A 21,665-nucleotide genomic window follows, 5' to 3' on the forward strand; every position below is an offset into this window, starting at 1 on the left:
AGCTGTAATCATCTACTGTGTTTGCAGCACTGTCCACAAAACCGCCAGCCTTGTAAGTCGTTGCATTATCAACAACTTTTGTGAGTTGGTTGATACTGTTGGCAGGACCGTAACTGTACACCAAATTATCAATCTGCTGAAGGGCAGTCTCACTATTTCCGTTGCGGGTAAGCCCCATAATGTTTCCATTTTTATCATAAGTCAAACTCTCGTTATACATATCTAAAACTGTCCCTTTCTTATATATTCCCGCTTTAAGCCTATTTAAATTATCATATTTATAACCATAAGTTCTCAATACTCCGTTATCAGAATTGGTTGCCCATTGGGTTTCGGCAATGTTTCCGTTATATAAAGCGTTCACACCACTAATTCCCGAAGTGGTTGTATTATAATTGATCTTAAAAGCAAACAAATCCTTTGGGTCTGTTCCTACTTGTAATGCTGCAGTATTGTTTATACCGGTAAGCCATCCACGAATATTATAACTATAATTTATGTTTTGTGTTGGTAATGCTGTAGTGTTACCAACTTTTTTAGAAACCAGCTGTCCTAATTCATCATAGGTATTGCTGGCAATAAGTTCAATTGTTCCTCCGTTTATCTGGTGGGTCTGTGTCAAAAGAAGGTCTTGGGGAGAATAGGTAAAAACCTCTTTTGTTGTTAGTTCCGGATCAGTTGACACTCTTTTATGTTTGGCAATACTATATTGTAATTGTCCTGAAAAAGGATCCAGTTTACTGTCGGTATAGGTATAGCCGCCTAAGTAGTTTTGCAGGTAATTACGAATAGGTCTTGCCTTGGCATCATAAAAAATAGCATTCGTTTCACCCAATATGGCCGTAGAAGAGGTAAGGACCCTGGTCCAGGAAGCTGTTGTCAGTCCTTTAACCTGAGCGGCAGTTAATGCTGTTTGTCCCTCTACACTTGTGGGTATTGTGATAACAGGCGAACTCGGAAAAGTATAGTTGTCATAATAATTAACAGTCAGAAGCTTGAACGTTACAGGAGCAACTGCATTGGTATAATAAGCAGCAATACCGTCTATAGTTCCGCTGCTTTGTTTGCTTTCGTTAATTACGGTAAGAGCTGGTGCATTTTGTGCATCCTGCAATGTTTTTCTTCCTGCACTCGTTGCAGGAGTCGAGGTCATCCAGCCTGTATAAACCGGACGGTTTAGAATATCGTATTTGGTTATTATCCAGCCTATTGTGCTTAAATCAGAAAAAGGCGAGTTGGCAGGACCGGTAGCAACTACTCTGTCCAGTTTATCATAAACGATGAATTCCCATTGTTTGCCCGGAAGTTTTTTCTCCACCAGCCTGTTGCGGTAATCGTATTTATACTGGTAGCATAAATTATCCAAAACGGCCTGTGTTATGGCAGAGTCAGCTTTTGGCGGAATTACATAGGTTAAATTTCCGTAAATGTCATAGACATAGTAGGTGTCATGATTAATTCCTGCATCATAGGTTCTTTTCAGGACAACCTGTCCTTTTTTGTTTTTAAACTCTACGGTTGATCCGGCAGTTTCCAGTGGGGCAGCAGCTGTGTTTTCGTCATAGGTAACGGTTTTGTAGAGTTGACTGGCGCTATAGAAAGTTGTTCCTGTTGCATTGCCAAGAGCAATATCGTATAAGCCCAGGGAAGCGCTCCATGTAGCGGCTGCCGTGAATAACTTTACATTATCACTGCTCTGGTTAGGCTGATAGTCTATCTTTATGGTGTGGCTGCCTGCCAATGCCCAATCATTTCCGGGTGCAGCCTGTTTCAATACCCTGTTAAGAGGGGAGGATTCCAGTTGTTTTTCGCTGAAAGGATTGGCATTGATCGTGCCATAATTTGTTTTGTACTGCGCTATTAAATCCGGAACTAAAGTCGCAGGGTCTATATAGTTTGCCGTATTTTGGGTAGATGCATAGGGAAGATATTCTTTTACCTGACGTCCAAAAGCATCATATTCAGTAGGGGTCACGATATCTTTTCCTGATGCAGAAGCCTGACTTGCAATTTGCTGGACAGGTCTCCCCAGTCCGTCAAAATAGGTAACATTAGTTGCGGCTTGAGAAATGGAAGGGGCAGTAATACGAGTTTGTGAAGGTATCTTGTAGGTAGCCGTTTTTATATAATTCTGGGTGACTGTCTGGCTTATTGCCACAATTGGAAACAAAACCAAAAGCAGGTTTACTATTTTTTTCATCTTACTTTTGGGTTTATTGTTTGTAATTGTATTGGTTATCAGAAAGGATATTGCCGTCTTTGTCTTTTACAAATTCAAGTCTTCCAAAACTGTCATAGGTATAGGTAATCTTATCACCTTTTGGATCTGTAACAGTACTTACTCCCACCAATGGAATATGGGTATAGGTGGTAACCACGGCATTGGTCATCGCAGGATCGTTTCTTAAAGCGGATAAGGCCAAAAGCAAATCAGCTTCTGTTCCTGTGTCTGATTGGGTTTGTGCTGCAGCAATTAAAGCATTAGGAATCGTTGTATAACTGCCTTCTATTTTAGCAATGGGCTGTGTTTTGTTGTACCCCCAGATTATTGTTACCGGAGCACCATTTGCGAGCGTATACTGTGTAATATTACCATTCGAATCATAACTGTCATAGCTAATTTTATTTTCTAACTGGCCTACTGCCGGATTTGTTAGATTTGGCAGGTCATTTGGAAATTTAGCGGTATAGACATTTTTGGGTAACAGCAGGTTTGCAGTTGAGGCATCTTTTGCATAAATCGTTTTGCTTTTAGAAATCAAGGCTGTGCCATTATACTCTTCTGTGACAACAGCTGGTACTATTCTGTTTGTAGAAACCAATTCAGACATCCCTGTTTCGCTTATTAAATCGGGCGGATATAAGTATTTGGTTTTTAAGTTTTCATTATTGCTGTTAATACTTTCTTTTCGGGTTAATTGCAAATGATTGGCATTGGAATTATCATAAAAATAATTGGTTTTATTTACTATTAAATCTATAAGGACGTTATTGGTATCATAAAAATAATCTTTTGTTTCATTTGATGCAAGATAATTCCAGTGTGAAGATATTACACTTCGCATAATGTCTAAATTTTCTATACTGTCAGGCTGTCCTGAAGAAAAACAATCCAGCTGAAAATTCTTTCTTACCGGATAACTATACACTTCTTTGTTAATTCTGGTATCGAGAAAATAATCATTGGTACTTTCTTTCAGATATAAAAAACTATTCGGGACATTCCCTTTTTTAAAATAAATCACTTTACTTTCCAGTCCATTATCCCAACCTGAGTTTGTTTTTGATGAGTGATTAAAATCTGTTCCGGATAAGACCTCACCCGGCAAGTCAGGATTTATAATGAATTGGTGATTTTCTCCTCCATTCAAAAATGCATCGTCTCCATAGCTTATGGTAACATTCTTATAGTATACATTAGCCCCTTTATCGTATAATGATAAAATGCTGCTTGAGGTTAGCACCAAATTATTAACATCAACATGATCGCATTTAATTTCGATTTGACCAGTACCATGACATACTATTCTTTTTGTACTGTGTGAGATGTAATAGGGGGTTCCGGATGAAATTCCTGAGGAAACATTTAAATTGGATAATGAAGAATAATAAAATCGTTTATAATTACTTTTATTGGTCGCATTGTTTTCATTAAGATCGTTAACTGATTTTATCCTGATCCCTCCTGTAACGATATTGTCTGAGACAGTTTGAGATTGAGAATTGTAGTACGCAAAATTAACTCCTCCGGCAGTACATCTTAAACTTGCTTGTAAGCTAATTTTATAATTTTTATTCGCTTCACCAAAAAAGTAAAACTGATTGTTCGAAATATTTTCCTTTAATGTAATAGCATTCCCTTGGCTAACAAAACCTCCACTTTGTGATTTAATATACAAAGCCACTAGACTATTAGTTTCTATGTTCCTAACTGTTAGGCTAGCTTGTGAATGGTCAGTATTCATACTGGCATCACAGGCATCGAGATTAAATTCGCCATACCCCCCAACACTAACCGTTTGGCTAAAAGGCAGGAATATTGTTTGTTCGCTTAACTTAACATTATCCGGGGAAGTAGTCGTAGGGCCTATATAAACATTCAGTACCCCTACAATTGGAGATGGGTTACTTGTTTTTTGGCCCAAAAATGTATTCGCTTCATAGTCAAATTCGGAGCATCCTTTTGTTGGATAGCATATTTTTTTAAGCATTCCCATTTTTGTAAAATTTACATCTGCCTCTTTATTGGCTTTGGTAAATTGTATGTCTGGCATATTTGGAACTTCGGGTACCAGAGTAGAATTGCTTTTTCCGTTATAATATCCCCAATGGTCCTGACTTTTATCTAACCGTAATGGTAATAATTCGGGAGTTATATATTCAAAATTATACTGTTTGCTTATATCTTTGAAAACAATCTGTTTTAAGAAACTGCGCTTATTAGCCGTTACCAGATAATTAAAATTAATTTTTTCAATGATGTTGGAAGCATTATCAACCAATTGCATTTCATTAATTTTTTTATTGCCTCCCACAGAAACTTCGGGATCATTATCTGTACCATATAAAAAATTCAAAACGCCATTGATTGTGTTATTTGAAGATATTTTCTTTATATGCTTACCACTGATAGACATGCTATGCGAAGTTATGCCTGTAAGTACTGGACCGTACTGATATGTACCACCATTATTTTCTACACAGTTTTCCTGAGTATAAGGATTGGATACAATTAACGCCTGCGATTCTGATGCTATAAAATTATAATCATTGTTTTCATATTCTAAATAAATCTCATCGCCTAAAGGATGTTTGACGCTGGTTAGGTACCAGGAAGTTGTAGAGATATTCGGTTGTGAAAAACCTGCATTCTGAGCCCTGAACATGGTAGTTTCTATAGCATCAAAATAATATTTAATCCCGTCATTTGTTGTTATAATAAAGGAAGTATTCCCGGAATTTATAACTTTTTCAATTGTAACATTTTGATTTTCTATCAAAACCGGATTTTGATTTTTATCTAAAACGAATTTTCCGGATATATTATTAAAATTAAAGGAGAAAATATCGGCTTCTGAATCTGCCCCGTCATTATTTCCGATGTTATAAAAATAATCAATATCAACAGTGGTAAGTGTTCCGTCATCTAAAATTGCATCATCGGGTATACTGCCCGGAGAGATATTATTTTTTTCGTCCGCAACATCATTTACACTTCTGGTAATAATGCCTCCTGCAGTCATATTCCATCCCAAACCAACACTTGACGAAATATCATCAACTTTAATTCCATTTGACCCATAAAACAGTTTGACAGGCATAGACAGGTTCTTTGTCGCATAGGTTAACAGTGGGATGTCTATATTAGCGGTTCCGTTTACTAAACCAACCGGCACATTGCCATAATTTCCCAACGAATAGGCAGATGGTGAAGGAGGAATTATATTAGGTAATAATGTACTGGAATTATCCTGTGCTTTAATGATTGAGGTGGTTGTAATGGTAAGTATTAGAAGTAAGGCTTTTAAATATTTTTTCAAAATTTATTTTTTTTATGGCGCGTTAATGTTTTAAAAATAGTATCTTTTTATTGGGAAAAATTGGGCAAAAATAGGATATATTTTTATTTGATTTGTTATCTATTAGAAAAAATTCCTGTTCTGTCCACAAAAATTAATGTTGAAATTAAGTCCCAAAGTTGAAGGAATAAAAACTTTTATCATATAGGGGAAAGCCCCTGAATTTTATAAAATTTCTATTTAAAAAAATGCAATAAAAAAAGCACTAATTTTTATACTAGCGCTTTTTTTTTAAATTTGAATTAAATTAACCTTTATTGCAAAAAATTAATTTTCTTTAATTTATTTTATGTCCTTCAAAAATATAACTAAACCCTAACTTCTAAAAATATAGTCGTTGAAAGTAAATTAAATCGGATTAAATACACAAACAAACTTTCCGTTTATTTAATAAAAAAACTCCATTTCTGGAGTTTTAAAAATTTATGCTTGTCCAGCCGGACCAAAATTAAGAGGTATTGGTGCTTGCTCAGTCTCTTTAATTTCACCATGAGCGGCTTCAAAGCGGTGAATGTTTTCACCAATTGCTCTCAATAATCTTTTAGCATGCTGTGGCGTCAGGACAATTCTTGATTTCACCTTGGCTTTTGGAGTACCCGGCATAATATTTACAAAATCTAAAACAAATTCTGATGAGGAGTGATTTATGATTGCAAGATTAGAATAAATTCCTTCTGCAATAGTTTCGTCTAACTCAATATTAATTTGCTCTTGTGGTTTCGGATTACTCATAATTTTAATATTTTTTCAATTTCCCTCTTTCGAAAAAGAGGGAATTGATAAGAATTAATAAATATATTCTTCTTTATTTGCCATCATTTCATTGTAATCATCTTTAGAACCTACAATAGTATGATCGTATTCTCTCATACCGGTTCCTGCAGGAATTCTATGTCCAACAATTACATTTTCTTTCAATCCTTCAAGATCATCAACTTTACCTGCTACTGCAGCTTCGTTAAGTACTTTTGTTGTTTCCTGGAATGAAGCAGCAGAAATGAATGATTTAGTTTGTAGCGAAGCTCTTGTAATACCTTGTAAAACTGGCGTAGCCGTTGCAGTAATCACATCTCTGGCTACAACTAAATTTTTATCATTACGTTTAAGCAATGAATTTTCATCACGTAAATCACGAGGTGTAATAATCTGACCTGGTTTCAATACAGCAGAATCTCCAGAATCTTCAACTACTTTCATACCATATAATTTATCATTTTGAACGATAAAATCTTTAGTATGAATTAATTGATCTTCCAAGAACAATGTATCTCCCGGATCCTGAACTCTAACTTTACGCATCATTTGACGAATAACTACCTCAAAGTGCTTATCGTTAATTTTTACTCCTTGTAAACGGTATACTTCCTGAATTTCATTTACCAAGTATTGTTGAACAGCAGCCGGTCCTTGAATTCTTAATATATCATCCGGCGTAATTGCACCATCAGACAACGGAACACCCGCTCTAACGAAGTCATTTTCCTGAACTAAAATCTGACTTGATAATTTAACCAGGTATTTTCTAATGTCTCCAAATTTAGACTCGATAACGATCTCACGGTTACCTCTTTTGATTTTTCCAAAAGAAACAACTCCATCAATTTCAGAAACTACAGCTGGATTCGAAGGATTACGAGCTTCTAACAACTCTGTAATTCTTGGTAAACCTCCCGTAATATCCCCAGATTTAGAAGAACGACGTGGAATTTTTACCAATACTTTACCTGCTTTAATTTTTTCACCGTTTTCAACCATCAAGTGGGCACCAACCGGTAAGTTATAAGAACGAATCAATTCTCCTTCTTTACCGTAAACTAATAAAGTTGGAATTAATTTTTTATTTCTTGCTTCAGAAATTACTTTTTCCTGGAAACCTGTCTGCTCATCAATTTCAACCATGAATGATTGTCCTTGCTCTAAATCTTCGTAAGCAATCTTACCAGTAAATTCAGAAACAATTACACCATTATATGGATCCCACTTACAAATTACAGTTCCTTTAGTAACTACATCACCATCATTAACAAAAATGCTTGATCCGTAAGGAATATTGTGTGTGTTTAATACAATTCCGGTTTTCTCGTCAACTAATTTTAATTCAGTTGAACGAGATACTACGATATCAGTCGCATTACCTTCACTATCCTCACCTTTAACAGTTTTTAAATCTTCAATTTCAAGTCTACCGTTGAATCTCGTAACAATACTAGACTCTTCAGAAATACCTCCTGCAACCCCTCCAACGTGGAACGTACGAAGTGTTAACTGTGTACCTGGCTCACCAATAGACTGAGCTGCAATAACTCCGACAGCTTCACCTCTTTGTGTCATTTTACCGGTAGCTAAGTTTCTACCGTAACATTTAGCACAAATTCCTTTTAAAGCTTCACAAGTTAATGGAGATCTAACCTCTACTTTTTCAATTGGAGAAGCTTCGATAGTTCTCATAATTGCTTCAGTAATTTGTTGACCTGATTCAACCATTACTTCATTAGTAAGTGGATTTATAACATCTTGCAATGCAACACGTCCTAAAATTCTTTCTCCTAACGATTCAACAATTTCCTCATTTTTCTTCAAAGCAGAAACTTCAACACCTCTTAAAGTTCCACAATCCTCGATGTTTACAATAACATCTTGAGAAACGTCATGAAGTCTTCTTGTCAAGTATCCGGCATCGGCAGTTTTAAGGGCCGTATCCGCAAGTCCTTTACGAGCACCGTGAGTAGAAATGAAATACTCAAGAATCGAAAGACCTTCCTTAAAGTTAGAAAGAATCGGGTTTTCAATAATTTCTCCACCACCGGCAGTAGATTTTTTAGGCTTAGCCATCAAACCACGCATACCGGTTAACTGACGAATTTGTTCTTTAGAACCCCTCGCCCCAGAGTCAAGCATCATATATACAGAGTTGAAACCTTGCTGGTCTTCTCTAATATTTTTCATTGCTAATTCTGTCAACTGAGCATTTGCTGAAGTCCATACGTCAATAACTTGGTTGTAACGCTCGTTATTGGTAATAAGACCCATGTTATAATTCACAGAAATACCTTCAACTTGCTCTCTGGCATCTGCAATCAATTTAGTTTTTTGTTCTGGAATTCTAATATCACCTAAAGAGAATGATAAACCTCCTCTAAATGCGAATTTATAACCCATATCTTTCATATTGTCCAAGAAAGCTGCCGTTGTAGGTACATCAGTCACACTTAAAATGTGTCCGATAATATCTCTAAGGTTTTTCTTAGTCAATACATCATTGATATATCCGGCTGCTTCAGGTACTACTTCGTTAAATAATACACGACCTGCAGTGGTTTGAATAATTTTATACACTAATTCTCCAGCCTCATTAAAATCTTTTGCTCTGATTCTTACACGAGCATTCAATTCTAATCTTCCTTCATTTAATGCAATATTTACTTCTTCAGCAGAATAGAAAGTTAAGTCCTGACCTAAAATTACATGTTCTGGTGTAGAGATACGTTCTTTGGTCATATAATATAGACCCAAGACCATATCCTGAGAAGGTACAGTAATTGGAGCACCGTTTGCAGGGTTAAGGATATTGTGAGAAGCCAACATTAATAATTGTGCCTCTAAAATAGCCTCTGGTCCTAATGGCAAGTGAACTGCCATCTGATCCCCATCAAAATCGGCGTTGAAAGCCGTACATACTAATGGGTGCAATTGGATCGCTTTTCCTTCAATTAATTTTGGTTGGAAAGCCTGAATACCAAGTCTGTGTAACGTAGGAGCACGGTTAAGCAATACTGGGTGTCCTTTAATTACATTTTCAAGGATATCCCAAACTACAGGCTCTTTTTTGTCTATGATTTTCTTAGCAGATTTTACTGTCTTAACAATACCTCTTTCAATCAATTTACGGATAACGAAAGGTTTGTATAATTCAGATGCCATATCTTTTGGCAAACCGCATTCGAATAATTTTAATTCAGGACCAACAACAATTACCGAACGAGCAGAATAATCCACACGTTTTCCAAGTAAGTTTTGACGGAAACGTCCTTGCTTACCTTTTAAGGAATCTGATAATGATTTTAATGGTCTGTTAGATTCTGTTTTAACAGCAGAAGCTTTACGAGTGTTATCAAATAATGAATCTACAGATTCCTGTAACATACGTTTTTCGTTTCTTAAGATAACTTCCGGAGCTTTAATCTCCATTAATCTTTTCAAACGGTTGTTACGGATGATTACACGACGGTATAAATCATTTAAATCTGAAGTTGCAAAACGACCTCCATCAAGTGGCACAAGCGGACGTAATTCTGGTGGAATAACCGGAACCACTTTCATAATCATCCACTCAGGACGATTTTCGCGGTTTAAGTTAGACTCACGGAAAGACTCAACAACTTGTAATCTTTTTAAAGCTTCAGTTTTACGTTGTTTAGATGTTTCGTTGTTAGCGCTGTGTCTTAATTCATAAGATAAAGCATCTAAATCGATACGAGCCAATAAATCCATAATACATTCTGCTCCCATTTTGGCAACAAATTTATTAGGATCCATATCATCTAAATATTGGTTTTCTTGTGGAAGAGTATCTAAAATATTCAAATATTCCTCTTCAGTTAAGAAATCTAATCTTTGTAATGATTCTCCATCTGCATTTTTAGCAATACCAGCCTGAATTACTACGTATCTTTCGTAGTAAATAATCATATCTAATTTCTTAGATGGAAGACCAAGAATATAACCAATTTTGTTTGGAAGAGAACGGAAATACCAGATGTGAGCAATTGGCACAACAAGGTTGATGTGTCCTACTCTGTCACGACGTACTTTTTTCTCCGTAACTTCAACACCACAACGGTCACAGATAATACCTTTGTAACGAATTCTTTTATATTTACCACAAGCACACTCAAAATCCTTAACAGGTCCGAAGATTCTTTCGCAGAAAAGTCCGTCACGTTCTGGTTTGTGCGTTCTGTAGTTGATAGTTTCTGGCTTTAAAACCTCTCCTCTTGATTCTTTCAAGATAGATTCAGGTGAAGCTAATCCAATAGAGATTTTATTAAATCTTTTTACCGGATTCTTATCTTTATTATTATTTCTATTATTCATCATAGTTTTTACTATTGATTTATTTGCAATTAAAAATTGATTTTTGCTTAAGTCGAAAGTTTAAAAGCCGAAAGTCAAAAGTCAATAGAGACTTTATAAACTTTAAGACATTTGACTTGTGACTTATAACATTACCTCGAGTTACTTCTCTAAACTTCAAACTTAAATTTTGAAGTGCTAATTATAAAACTTATTCAGTTTATATAAAAAATCGGAACGGGTGACGGGTATAAATCCTAAAAACTTTAATTTATTAAACAGCTTAAGTCTCAGCTTTCAGATTGAACTGAATACTGAGACTGTAACTGAAAACTTTTTTTATTCTTCTAAACGAATGTCAAGTCCAAGACCTTTCAATTCATGCATTAATACATTGAATGATTCCGGTAATCCTGGTTCTGGCATAGACTCACCCTTAACGATAGCTTCGTAAGTTTTAGCTCTACCAATAACGTCATCCGATTTAACTGTTAAGATTTCACGAAGTGTACTAGAAGCTCCATAAGCCTCAAGTGCCCAAACCTCCATCTCTCCAAAACGCTGACCTCCAAATTGAGCTTTACCTCCAAGTGGCTGTTGAGTGATCAACGAGTATGGTCCGATAGAACGTGCGTGCATCTTATCATCAACCATGTGTCCTAATTTAAGCATGTAAATTACTCCCACAGTTGCAGCTTGATGGAAACGCTCTCCAGTACCACCATCATAAAGGTGTGTATGTCCGAAACGTGGTACTCCAGCCTCATCTGTTAATTCATTAATTTGATCTAAAGAAGCACCATCAAAAATTGGAGTAGCGAATTTTCTACCTAAATTTTGTCCGGCCCATCCAAGAACAGTTTCATAAATCTGACCAATGTTCATACGTGAAGGTACCCCAAGTGGATTCAATACGATATCTACCGGTGTTCCGTCTTCAAGGAAAGGCATATCTTCATGACGAACGATTCTTGCAACAATACCTTTGTTACCGTGACGTCCTGCCATTTTATCCCCTACTTTCAGTTTACGTTTTTTAGCGATATAAATTTTCGCTAATTTCAAGATTCCAGATGGTAATTCATCTCCAACTGTAATAGTGAATTTTTCTCTTCTTAAAGATCCTTGTAAGTCGTTCAGCTTAATTTTATAGTTATGAATTAAATCATTAACCATTTTATTTGTAGCGTCATCAGCAACCCATTGACCTTTGCTTAAGTGAGCAAAATCTTCTACTGCGTAAAGCATTTTCTGAGTATATTTTTTACCTTTTGGTAAAACTTCTTCACCTAAATCATTCATTACACCCTGAGATGTTTTTCCGTTTACGATCAGGAATAATTTCTCAACCAATCTGTCTTTTAATTCAACAAATTTAGTTTCGAACTCCATTTCTAAAGCGCCCAAAGCATCTTTATCCTGAGTACGTTTACGTTTATCTTTTACGGCTCTTGCAAATAATTTTTTGTCAAGAACTACACCGTGTAAAGATGGAGACGCTTTTAATGAAGCATCTTTTACATCACCTGCTTTATCCCCGAAGATTGCACGAAGCAATTTCTCTTCCGGAGTAGGATCTGATTCTCCTTTTGGTGTAATTTTTCCGATCAAAATGTCGCCAGGCTTAACCTCTGCTCCAATTCTGATCATACCGTTTTCATCTAAATCTTTAGTAGCTTCTTCAGAAACGTTAGGAATATCGTTTGTTAACTCTTCATTTCCTAACTTAGTATCTCTAACCTCTAATGAATAATCATCAACGTGGATAGACGTAAAAATATCATCACGAACAACTTTTTCAGAAATTACAATCGCATCCTCAAAGTTATACCCTTTCCATGGCATGAACGCAACTTTTAAGTTTCTACCTAAAGCTAATTCACCATTTTGAGTAGCATATCCTTCTGATAATACTTGTCCAAGACTAACTCTGTCCCCTTTTCTTACGATTGGTTTCAAGTTGATACTTGTTCCCTGATTGGTTTTTCTAAATTTAATTAAGTTGTATGTTTTTTCATCAGCATCAAAACTTACCATTCTTTCTTCTTCAGTACGGTCGTATTTGATAGTAATGATATTAGCATCAACATATTCTACAGTTCCATCTCCCTCAGCATTAATCAATACTCTGGAATCTGAAGCTACCTGACGCTCTAAACCTGTACCAACAATTGGTGCTTCCGGACGGATCAAAGGAACCGCCTGACGCATCATGTTAGATCCCATCAAGGCTCTATTCGCATCATCATGTTCTAAGAAAGGAATCAATGAAGCCGAAATCGAAGCAATCTGGTTAGGAGCAACGTCTGTATAATGTACTGCAGAAGGCTCAACAACCGGGAAATCACCTTCCTCACGGGCAATTACATTACTCGCTGTAATTTTACCTGTTGCATCCATTTCAATGTTTGCCTGAGCAATCATTTTTCCTTCTTCTTCTTCAGCACTTAAGTAAATAGGTGTACTTTCTAAATCAACAACACCATTTGTTACTTTACGGTAAGGAGTTTCGATGAAACCCATTCCGTTAACTTTTGCATAAACACCAAGAGATGAAATCAAACCAATGTTTGGTCCCTCAGGAGTTTCAATCGGACATAAACGACCATAGTGTGTATAGTGAACGTCACGAACCTCGAAACCAGCTCTCTCTCTCGAAAGTCCACCAGGTCCAAGTGCAGATAATCTTCTTTTGTGTGTAATCTCAGCTAATGGATTCGTTTGATCCATAAATTGAGACAACTGGTTCGTACCAAAGAAAGAGTTGATAACTGATGATAATGTTTTAGCATTAATCAAATCAATTGGTGTAAACACCTCGTTATCTCTAACGTTCATTCTCTCACGAATAGTTCTCGCCATACGTGCTAAACCAACACCGAATTGCTGAGACAATTGTTCGCCAACTGTTCTAACACGACGGTTTGATAAGTGATCAATATCATCAATCTCTGCTTTAGAGTTGATCAATTCGATCAAATATTTTACAATGGTAATGATATCTTCTTTGGTAAGCACTTGCTTTTCCATTGGGATATCTAAACCAAGTTTTTTGTTCATTCTATAACGACCAACTTCACCTAAGTTATAACGTTGATCAGAGAAGAACAATTTATCTATAATACCACGAGCAGTTTCTTCATCAGGCGGTTCTGCATTACGCAATTGTCTGTATATATGCTCAACAGCTTCTTTTTCAGAGTTTGTTGGATCTTTTTGTAATGTGTTGTGGATAATAGCATAATCTGCCTGGTTATTATCCTCTTTGTGTAACAAAATAGATTTAACGTTTGAATCGATGATTTCCTCAACATTATCTTTGTCGATAATTGTATCACGATCAAGGATAATTTCGTTACGTTCGATAGAAACTACCTCTCCGGTATCTTCATCAACGAAATCCTCGTGCCAGGTGTTCAATACACGTGCAGCAAGTCTTCTTCCAATATATTTTTTAATTCCGGTTTTAGAAACTTTAATTTCTTCAGCTAAGTCGAAAATCTCAAGGATATCCTTATCTCTTTCGAACCCAATTGCACGGAATAAAGTTGTAACCGGTAATTTTTTCTTTCTATCGATATAAGCATACATTACGCTGTTGATATCTGTAGAAAATTCTATCCAGGAACCTTTAAAAGGAATTACTCTGGCAGAATAAAGTTTTGTTCCATTTGCGTGGAATGATTGACCAAAGAAAACTCCTGGAGAACGGTGTAGTTGAGATACTACTACACGCTCAGCACCATTGATAACAAAAGTACCGCTTGGAGTCATATAAGGTATTGTTCCAAGATAAACATCTTGTACAATAGTTTCAAAATCTTCGTGTTCTGGATCTGTACAGTATAGTTTTAACCTGGCTTTTAAAGGCACACTATAAGTAAGACCTCTCTCTATACATTCTTGAATTGTATAACGTGGCGGATCAACAAAGTAATCTAGGAACTCCAATACAAAGTTATTTCTTGTATCTGTGATTGGAAAGTTTTCCATGAAGGTGTTGTATAACCCTTCGTTGCCTCTTTCGTCAGATTTCGTTTCTAGTTGAAAGAAATCTTTAAAAGATTTAACCTGAACATCTAAGAAATCTGGATAGTCAGGGATATTTTTTGTAGAGGCAAAATTCAATCTTTCAGTCTGATTTGTTATCATCAATGGACAAAATTTTGATTAAAAAAAAGTAATTTTTTGTGTAAACACACACTGTTTAATCTATACTTTCTTATTATAATCAATACATCTTTAAAATGAACTAGTAATTCCGCTCAATTTTTTTCTTCGTATTGATCAAAAACTTTTTCGTATTTTAAACTATTTGAATAATAAAACTTGATATATTTTATTATACGAAAAATGGTTTAGGCCATTGAGTTAACTCAAGACCTAAACCTAGTTCTTAAAACTGAGTTGAATTATTTAAGTTCAACTACAGCTCCAGCTTCTTCTAATGATTTTTTAAGACCTTCAGCCTCTTCTTTAGAAACACCTTCTTTAACGTTACTTGGAGCACCGTCAACTACATCTTTAGCTTCTTTAAGACCTAAACCTGTAAGTTCTTTAACTAATTTTACAACAGCTAATTTAGAAGCACCAGCTTCTTTTAATACAACTGTAAATTCAGTTTGTGCTTCTTCAGCAGCACCTTCTCCACCACCAGCAGCAACTACTACAGCTGCAGCAGCAGGCTCGATACCATACTCGTCTTTTAATATTGTTGCTAATTCGTTAACTTCTTTAACTGTTAAGTTAACTAATTGTTCTGCGAATTGTTTCAAATCTGCCATTTTTTCTATCGTTTAAAATGATTTGTAAAATATAATTTATTTATTGTGCGCTAATTAAGCAGCAAGGAAATAAATTCCCTGCATTGATTTATTATGCTTCAACTTCTTCGCTACCAGCGAATTTATTTTGTAAAGCAGAAATAATTCTTTGTGCTGGTGATTGCAATAATCCAATAAGTTCTCCAAGAAGTTCTTCTTTAGATTTAATAGTTGCTAATGCATCTAATTGATCATCTCCAATATAAATTTCAGAATTAATGTAAGCTCCTTTTAATAAAGGTTTAGCTGATTTTTTTCTGAAATCTTTAATTATTTTTCCAGGTGCATTTGCAACATCTGAAATAAATATAGCACTATTACCAGTCAATACTGAAGGTAAATCACCATAGTCATTAGCAGAAGCTTCCATTGCTTTTGCAAGCAAAGTGTTTTTTACAACCTCTAATTTAATACCTGCTTTAAAGCAAGCTCTTCTCAAGCTTGAAGTAGTTTCTGCGTTTAATCCAGAAATATCAGATACATAAATAATATTTGTACCAGCTAACTGTGCAGTTAAATCTTCAATCGCGATTGATTTTTCTTCTCTAGTCATACTAAAAATTATTAACTACCAATTATACTGCTTTTGGATCCAATGCAATTGCAGGACTCATAGTGCTTGTAAGGTGAATACCTTTAATATAGGTACCTTTAGCAGCAGTTGGTTTAAGTTTGATTAATGTTTGAATAATTTCGTGTGCATTGTCATAAATTTGCTCAGCTCCAAAAGAAACTTTACCAATTCCTGCATGTACGATACCAGTTTTATCAACTTTAAAATCGATTTTACCAGCTTTAACCTCTGCAACAGCCTTAGCAACATCCATAGTTACTGTACCTGTTTTAGGGTTTGGCATTAAACCTCTAGGTCCTAAAATACGACCTAATGGACCTAATTTACCCATAACAGCCGGCATAGTGATGATAACATCAACATCTGTCCAACCGTCTTTAATTTTTTGTAAATAATCGTCAAGACCTACATAGTCTGCTCCAGCTTCTTTAGCTTCCGCTTCTTTATCCGGAGTAACCAATGCTAATACTTTAACATCTTTACCAGTTCCATGAGGCAATGTTACTACACCTCTAACCATTTGATTCGCTTTTCTTGGATCTACACCCAAACGAACTGCGATATCAACAGACTCATCAAATTTTGCAGAAGCTATAACTTTAATCAATGCAGCAGCATCTTTCAAAGAATATAGTTTGTTCTTTTCAATTTTTGAAGCAGCCTCTTTTTGCTTTTTTGTCAATTTTGCCATTTCTTTCTCTTAATTAAAAAGGAGCGTCTCCTGATACAGTTATACCCATAGACCTAGCAGTTCCAGCGATCATGCTCATAGCAGATTCGATTGTAAATGCATTTAAGTCTACCATTTTATCTTCAGCAATTGCTTTGATAACGTCCCAAGTAACACTAGCTACTTTTTTACGATTTGGTTCACCTGATCCAGACTTTAGCTTTGCAGCTTCCAATAATTGGACAGCAGCTGGAGGAGTCTTAACAACAAAATCGAATGATTTGTCTTTATACACAGTAATTTGTACTGGGCATATTTTGCCGGGTTTATCTTGAGTTCTAGCATTAAATTGCTTACAAAACTCCATGATGTTTACCCCAGCAGCTCCTAAAGCAGGTCCAACCGGTGGCGACGGATTCGCAGCACCTCCCTTAACTTGTAGTTTAACTACCTTACTAATTTCTTTAGCCATTTTTAAAAAATTTAACACCACAATTATTGGAAGCAATTGCAGTGGTTATTATAGATGTAACAAAAATTATACTTTTTCAACTTGCATAAAACTCAATTCCAATGGTGTTTTTCTTCCGAAAATCTTAACCATTACTTCAAGTTTACGCTTCTCTTCGTTTATTTTTTCAACTGTTCCGTTAAATCCGTTGAACGGACCATCGATAACCTTAACAGTTTCACCTAAACTAAAAGGAATAGCACGAGTATCTGTATTCACAGCTAACTCATCCACTTTCCCTAACATTCTATTTACTTCAGAAAGCCTTAAAGGAACAGGCTCTCCTCCTTTAATTTCACCTAAAAATCCAATTACACTTGTAATAGATTTAATAATATGAGGTATCTCACCAACCAAATTGGCTTCGATCATAACATATCCAGGAAAATATACTTTATCCTTAGACATTTTCTTTCCCTCTTTTACAGTAACTACTTTTTCTGTAGGTACTAAAACCTGGGAAACATAATCACCCATACCTAATCTGGCAATCTCAGTTTCGATATAAGCTTTGACTTTATTCTCTTGTCCGCTTACAGCTCTAACTACGTACCATTTTTTCACATTATTATCTGCCATCACAAAAAAATTATCCTTTTAACCAGTTAAAAAATCCAGCCAAAGCTTTTGCAAAAAATTCATCTGTCCCCCATGTTGCCAAGGCGAATAAAATCGAAAATACAGCTACAATAATTGTCAATTTTTGCACTTCAGCCCATTCCGGCCAAGTAACATTTGACTTTAACTCCTCGAAAGCCTCTGATAAATAATTAGTAACTTTTGTCATTTGATATATTTTTTTATTGCACGGGCGGAGGGATTCGAACCCCCATCAACGGTTTTGGAGACCGCTATTCTACCCTTGAACTACGCCCGTAATTAAAAGCCAGTGATTTCAGTTAAGAAAATCAACTGGCTTTTTATAATATTTATAGGATTATCCTACGATTTCAGTAACCTGACCTGCTCCTACTGTTCTACCACCTTCACGGATAGCGAAACGTAAACCTACGCTCATCGCGATTGGGCTTAATAAAGAAACATTGATAGTTAAGTTATCTCCCGGCATTACCATCTCTACTCCTTCTGGTAAAGTAATAACTCCTGTTACGTCAGTTGTACGTACGTAGAACTGTGGACGGTAGTTATTATGGAATGGAGTATGACGTCCACCTTCTTCTTTTTTCAAGATATAAACCTCAGCTTTGAAAGTAGCGTGTGGTTTTACTGATCCCGGCTTAATGATAACCATTCCTCTTTTGATAGATTCTTTATCAATACCTCTTAACAATAAACCTACGTTATCTCCAGCTTCACCTCTATCAAGGATTTTACGGAACATCTCAACTCCTGTAATAGTAGAAGTTAATTTATCAGCTCCCATACCAATGATTTCAACAGGATCTCCTGTATTAGCAATACCTGTTTCGATACGACCTGTAGCAACAGTTCCACGACCAGTAATTGTAAATACATCTTCAACCGGCATCAAGAATGGTTTAGCTACGTCACGCACTGGCTCTTCGATCCAAGCATCAACAGCTTCCATTAATTCAATGATTTTTGGTACCCAAGCAGGATCATTATTCAACCCTCCTAAAGCAGAACCTTGAACTACAGGACCATTATCTCCATCATATTCATAGAAAGATAATAAATCTCTAATTTCCATTTCAACAAGCTCTAACAATTCAGCATCATCAACCATATCCACTTTGTTCATGAAAACAACGATTCTTGGAATACCAACCTGACGACCTAAAAGGATGTGCTCACGAGTTTGTGGCATTGGACCATCTGTAGCAGCAACTACTAAGATAGCTCCGTCCATTTGAGCTGCTCCAGTAACCATGTTCTTTACGTAATCCGCGTGACCTGGACAGTCAACGTGAGCATAGTGACGGTTAGCTGTTTCATACTCTACGTGTGATGTATTAATAGTAATACCTCTTTCTTTCTCCTCTGGAGCGTTATCGATTTGATCAAACGATTTTGCTTGACAGTAACCAGCATCAGACAATACTTTTGTAATTGCTGCAGTTAATGTAGTTTTTCCGTGATCCACGTGTCCAATTGTACCTATGTTTAAGTGCGGTTTGGAACGATTAAAATTCTCCTTTGCCATTTTACTTAATTTTTAATCTTAGTTATATATTAATTCAATTTCCTACTTACTTGAGCCAATGTCGGGAATTGAACCCGAGACCTCTTCCTTACCAAGGAAGCACTCTACCCCTGAGCTACACCGGCAGAGAGTTCTGATTTTAGATTTTTGAATTTAGATTCCAGATTTTAAAAATCCACAACCTACAATCCGAAACCTTAACTTCTTTTTTTGTGGGGAGAGCAGGATTCGAACCTGCGAAGTTCACACAGCAGATTTACAGTCTGCCCTCGTTGGCCGCTTGAGTATCTCCCCTTTTTTTTATCAATAATTACATGAACTAATTCCAAATCGCATTGGAAAAAAGAGCCGGCGGAGGGACTCGAACCCACGACCTGCTGATTACAAATCAGCTGCTCTAGCCAACTGAGCTACGCTGGCAAAATCAATAAAAAAAGTCCGCTATTTCTAACGGACTGCAAATGTAGCTATTTTATCTTTGAATCAAAACATTTTTTAAAAAAAATTTCAATTATATATGTGCTCTTATTTTTTCTTTCCTTTTTACCAGCAAACGTTCTAAAGATTCAGCCGAAAGTTCTACCGCTTCCTCGAAAGTCTTGCACTGTTTTTTTACCAAAAAATCATCTCCCGGAACATTCATCTTAATCTCTACAATCTTGTTTTCCTTATCACTTGTTCTTTCTACCTTTAAAAAAACATCCGAAGACACTACTTTATCGTAGTATTTTTCTAATTTACTCATTCTTTCCTGAATAAAATCTACCAATTTTTTGTCAACAGTGAAGTTAACTGCATGAACATCTACCTTCATAATACTAATTTTAGGGTTAAACATTTCAGAGCCATTATTTATTTCTAGGATGTGCATTCGTATACACCTTTTTCAACTCTGCTAAACTATTATGAGTATACACCTGTGTAGAAGCCAAACTAGAATGTCCTAATAACTCTTTAACTGAATTTAAATCTGCTCCGTTATTTAATAAGTGAGTCGCAAAAGTATGCCTTAAGACATGTGGACTCTTTTTTACCTTTTCAGAGACTTTACTAAAGTAAGAATTTATTAATCGATACACAAAAGATTCGCTTAATTTTAACCCTTTTTTCGAAATAAAAAAATAACCAACATCTACTATATTATCAAGGTAACTTCTTTCCTTCAAATACAGATTAAACTGTTCAATCACAACTGGCAAAACAGGAATAATTCGCTCCTTATTTCTTTTCCCTAAAACCTTAACCGCATTCGAAGATAAATCAACATTATGAACCATCAAACTTATCAACTCCGCTCTTCGCATTCCGGTAGTATAAAACAAATCAACAATAAGCCTGTCACGTACTTCTTCAAAACCAACCGGATCAACAACTACATCCATCAGATCATTCATTTCTTTTTCGGAAAAAGGAATCTGAATAACCCTGGAAGATTTTAAAGCCCTATGCTTTTGCATCGGATTCACCTCTATCTGTTTTATTTTTAAAAGAAATTTATAAAACGACTTCAGGGACGCCATTTTTCTATTAACTGATGCATTTGAAATCTCAGCATTCACAAGTGAAACAATCCAACTTCTAATCTGATTGTAATTCACCTTCTCTATACCCTCTTGTTCAAAATTAGTTTTATTGAACGCTTCAAAAAAAGCAATATCATTCAGATATGCATTTACTGTATGAACCGAATATTTTTTTTCCAACTGAAGATAATCACGAAATGCTTCCTTATTTGTTTTCATAAAAGTCTACAATTAATGATTTTAAACAAACTCATTACAAGCCATAAAAAAACCGTTAGCATCAAAGTTATACTTTTTTGATGACTAACGGTAATTATTTTATAAAGCTAAATACTAACTTTCTAAACCATCTTTCATGTTTTGAATGTAAGCAGCTTTTTGAATTTGAGCTCTTTTGATAACAGAAGGCTTAATAAAAGCAGTACGTGCTCTTAGTTGACGAACAGTTCCTGTTTTATCAAATTTTCTTTTATAGCGCTTTAATGCTCTATCGATATTTTCTCCGTCTTTAATTGGTATAATTAACATAATATTGACACCTCCTCTCGTTAAAGGTGCAAAAGTATATATTAAATATGAATTTTGAATTATGAATTATGAATTATTTTAAAAAAAAGATAAAAGAAAGAGATAAAAGAGAATAGACCTCATCAAAAAACTAATTAATTATGAATTTAGATTATTAAAACATTCTTTATTCTTTATTCTTTATTCTTTATTCTTTATTCTTTATTCTTTATTCTTTATTCTTTATTCTTTATTCTTTATTCTTTATTCTTTATTCTTT

The 21,665-nt window shown here is 35.5% G+C and carries 15 protein-coding genes and 4 tRNA genes; all 19 read right to left on the reverse strand.

What is annotated here, in order from left to right; all coding sequences use genetic code 11:
• On the reverse strand, window positions 1–2,200 hold a 2,200-nt coding region (locus PMI10_RS22210; protein WP_007807427.1), incomplete at its 3' end, for a DUF6443 domain-containing protein.
• Window positions 2,201–2,213: 13 nt separating this feature from the next.
• Complete coding sequence (locus PMI10_RS10235) at window positions 2,214–5,540, reverse strand: RHS repeat domain-containing protein (RefSeq protein WP_007807429.1); 3,327 nt, start codon at window positions 5,538–5,540, stop codon at window positions 2,214–2,216.
• Between the two features lie 462 nt (window positions 5,541–6,002).
• Window positions 6,003–6,311, reverse strand: coding sequence for a DUF3467 domain-containing protein (locus tag PMI10_RS10240; RefSeq protein ID WP_007807431.1), 309 nt, complete (start codon window positions 6,309–6,311; stop codon window positions 6,003–6,005).
• A 54-nt stretch (window positions 6,312–6,365) separates the two neighbouring features.
• Window positions 6,366–10,676, reverse strand: coding sequence for a DNA-directed RNA polymerase subunit beta' (gene rpoC, locus PMI10_RS10245; protein WP_035631701.1), 4,311 nt, complete (start codon window positions 10,674–10,676; stop codon window positions 6,366–6,368).
• A 315-nt stretch (window positions 10,677–10,991) separates the two neighbouring features.
• Window positions 10,992–14,804, reverse strand: a complete 3,813-nt coding sequence (gene rpoB, locus PMI10_RS10250) for a DNA-directed RNA polymerase subunit beta (RefSeq protein ID WP_007807435.1) — start codon at window positions 14,802–14,804, stop codon at window positions 10,992–10,994.
• 260 nt (window positions 14,805–15,064) lie between these two features.
• Entirely contained in the window at window positions 15,065–15,436 is a 372-nt protein-coding gene (gene rplL / locus PMI10_RS10255) for a 50S ribosomal protein L7/L12 (RefSeq protein WP_007807437.1), read from the reverse strand.
• 91 nt (window positions 15,437–15,527) lie between these two features.
• On the reverse strand, window positions 15,528–16,028 hold the full coding sequence (gene rplJ, locus PMI10_RS10260; RefSeq protein WP_007807439.1) for a 50S ribosomal protein L10: 501 nt from the start codon (window positions 16,026–16,028) through the stop codon (window positions 15,528–15,530).
• 22 nt (window positions 16,029–16,050) lie between these two features.
• Window positions 16,051–16,740 (reverse strand): 50S ribosomal protein L1, encoded by a 690-nt coding sequence (gene rplA / locus PMI10_RS10265; RefSeq protein ID WP_007807440.1) that lies wholly within the window; start codon window positions 16,738–16,740, stop codon window positions 16,051–16,053.
• A 13-nt stretch (window positions 16,741–16,753) separates the two neighbouring features.
• Window positions 16,754–17,191, reverse strand: a complete 438-nt coding sequence (rplK, locus tag PMI10_RS10270) for a 50S ribosomal protein L11 (RefSeq protein WP_007807442.1) — start codon at window positions 17,189–17,191, stop codon at window positions 16,754–16,756.
• 66 nt (window positions 17,192–17,257) lie between these two features.
• Window positions 17,258–17,809: a transcription termination/antitermination protein NusG gene (gene nusG / locus PMI10_RS10275; RefSeq protein WP_007807444.1), complete on the reverse strand. Its 552-nt coding sequence runs from the start codon at window positions 17,807–17,809 to the stop codon at window positions 17,258–17,260.
• 10 nt (window positions 17,810–17,819) lie between these two features.
• On the reverse strand, window positions 17,820–18,017 hold the full coding sequence (gene secE, locus PMI10_RS10280; RefSeq protein ID WP_007807446.1) for a preprotein translocase subunit SecE: 198 nt from the start codon (window positions 18,015–18,017) through the stop codon (window positions 17,820–17,822).
• 19 nt (window positions 18,018–18,036) lie between these two features.
• A tRNA-Trp gene (locus tag PMI10_RS10285) sits at window positions 18,037–18,107 on the reverse strand.
• A 60-nt stretch (window positions 18,108–18,167) separates the two neighbouring features.
• Window positions 18,168–19,355, reverse strand: a complete 1,188-nt coding sequence (gene tuf / locus PMI10_RS10290; protein WP_007807448.1) for an elongation factor Tu — start codon at window positions 19,353–19,355, stop codon at window positions 18,168–18,170.
• Between the two features lie 53 nt (window positions 19,356–19,408).
• Window positions 19,409–19,480, reverse strand: a tRNA-Thr gene (locus tag PMI10_RS10295).
• 88 nt (window positions 19,481–19,568) lie between these two features.
• Window positions 19,569–19,649: transfer RNA gene (locus tag PMI10_RS10300), tRNA-Tyr, on the reverse strand.
• A gap of 52 nt (window positions 19,650–19,701) precedes the next feature.
• Window positions 19,702–19,775 (reverse strand) — tRNA-Thr (locus tag PMI10_RS10305).
• 91 nt (window positions 19,776–19,866) lie between these two features.
• Entirely contained in the window at window positions 19,867–20,169 is a 303-nt protein-coding gene (gene hpf / locus PMI10_RS10310; protein WP_035631704.1) for a ribosome hibernation-promoting factor, HPF/YfiA family, read from the reverse strand.
• 34 nt (window positions 20,170–20,203) lie between these two features.
• Entirely contained in the window at window positions 20,204–21,097 is an 894-nt protein-coding gene (locus PMI10_RS10315) for a tyrosine-type recombinase/integrase (protein WP_007807452.1), read from the reverse strand.
• Window positions 21,098–21,211: 114 nt separating this feature from the next.
• Window positions 21,212–21,406, reverse strand: coding sequence for a 30S ribosomal protein S21 (gene rpsU, locus PMI10_RS10320; protein ID WP_007807454.1), 195 nt, complete (start codon window positions 21,404–21,406; stop codon window positions 21,212–21,214).
• Between the last annotated feature and the right edge of the window lie 259 nt (window positions 21,407–21,665).

The sequence above is a fragment of the Flavobacterium sp. CF136 genome (assembly GCF_000282055.1).
Lineage (GTDB): Bacteria > Bacteroidota > Bacteroidia > Flavobacteriales > Flavobacteriaceae > Flavobacterium.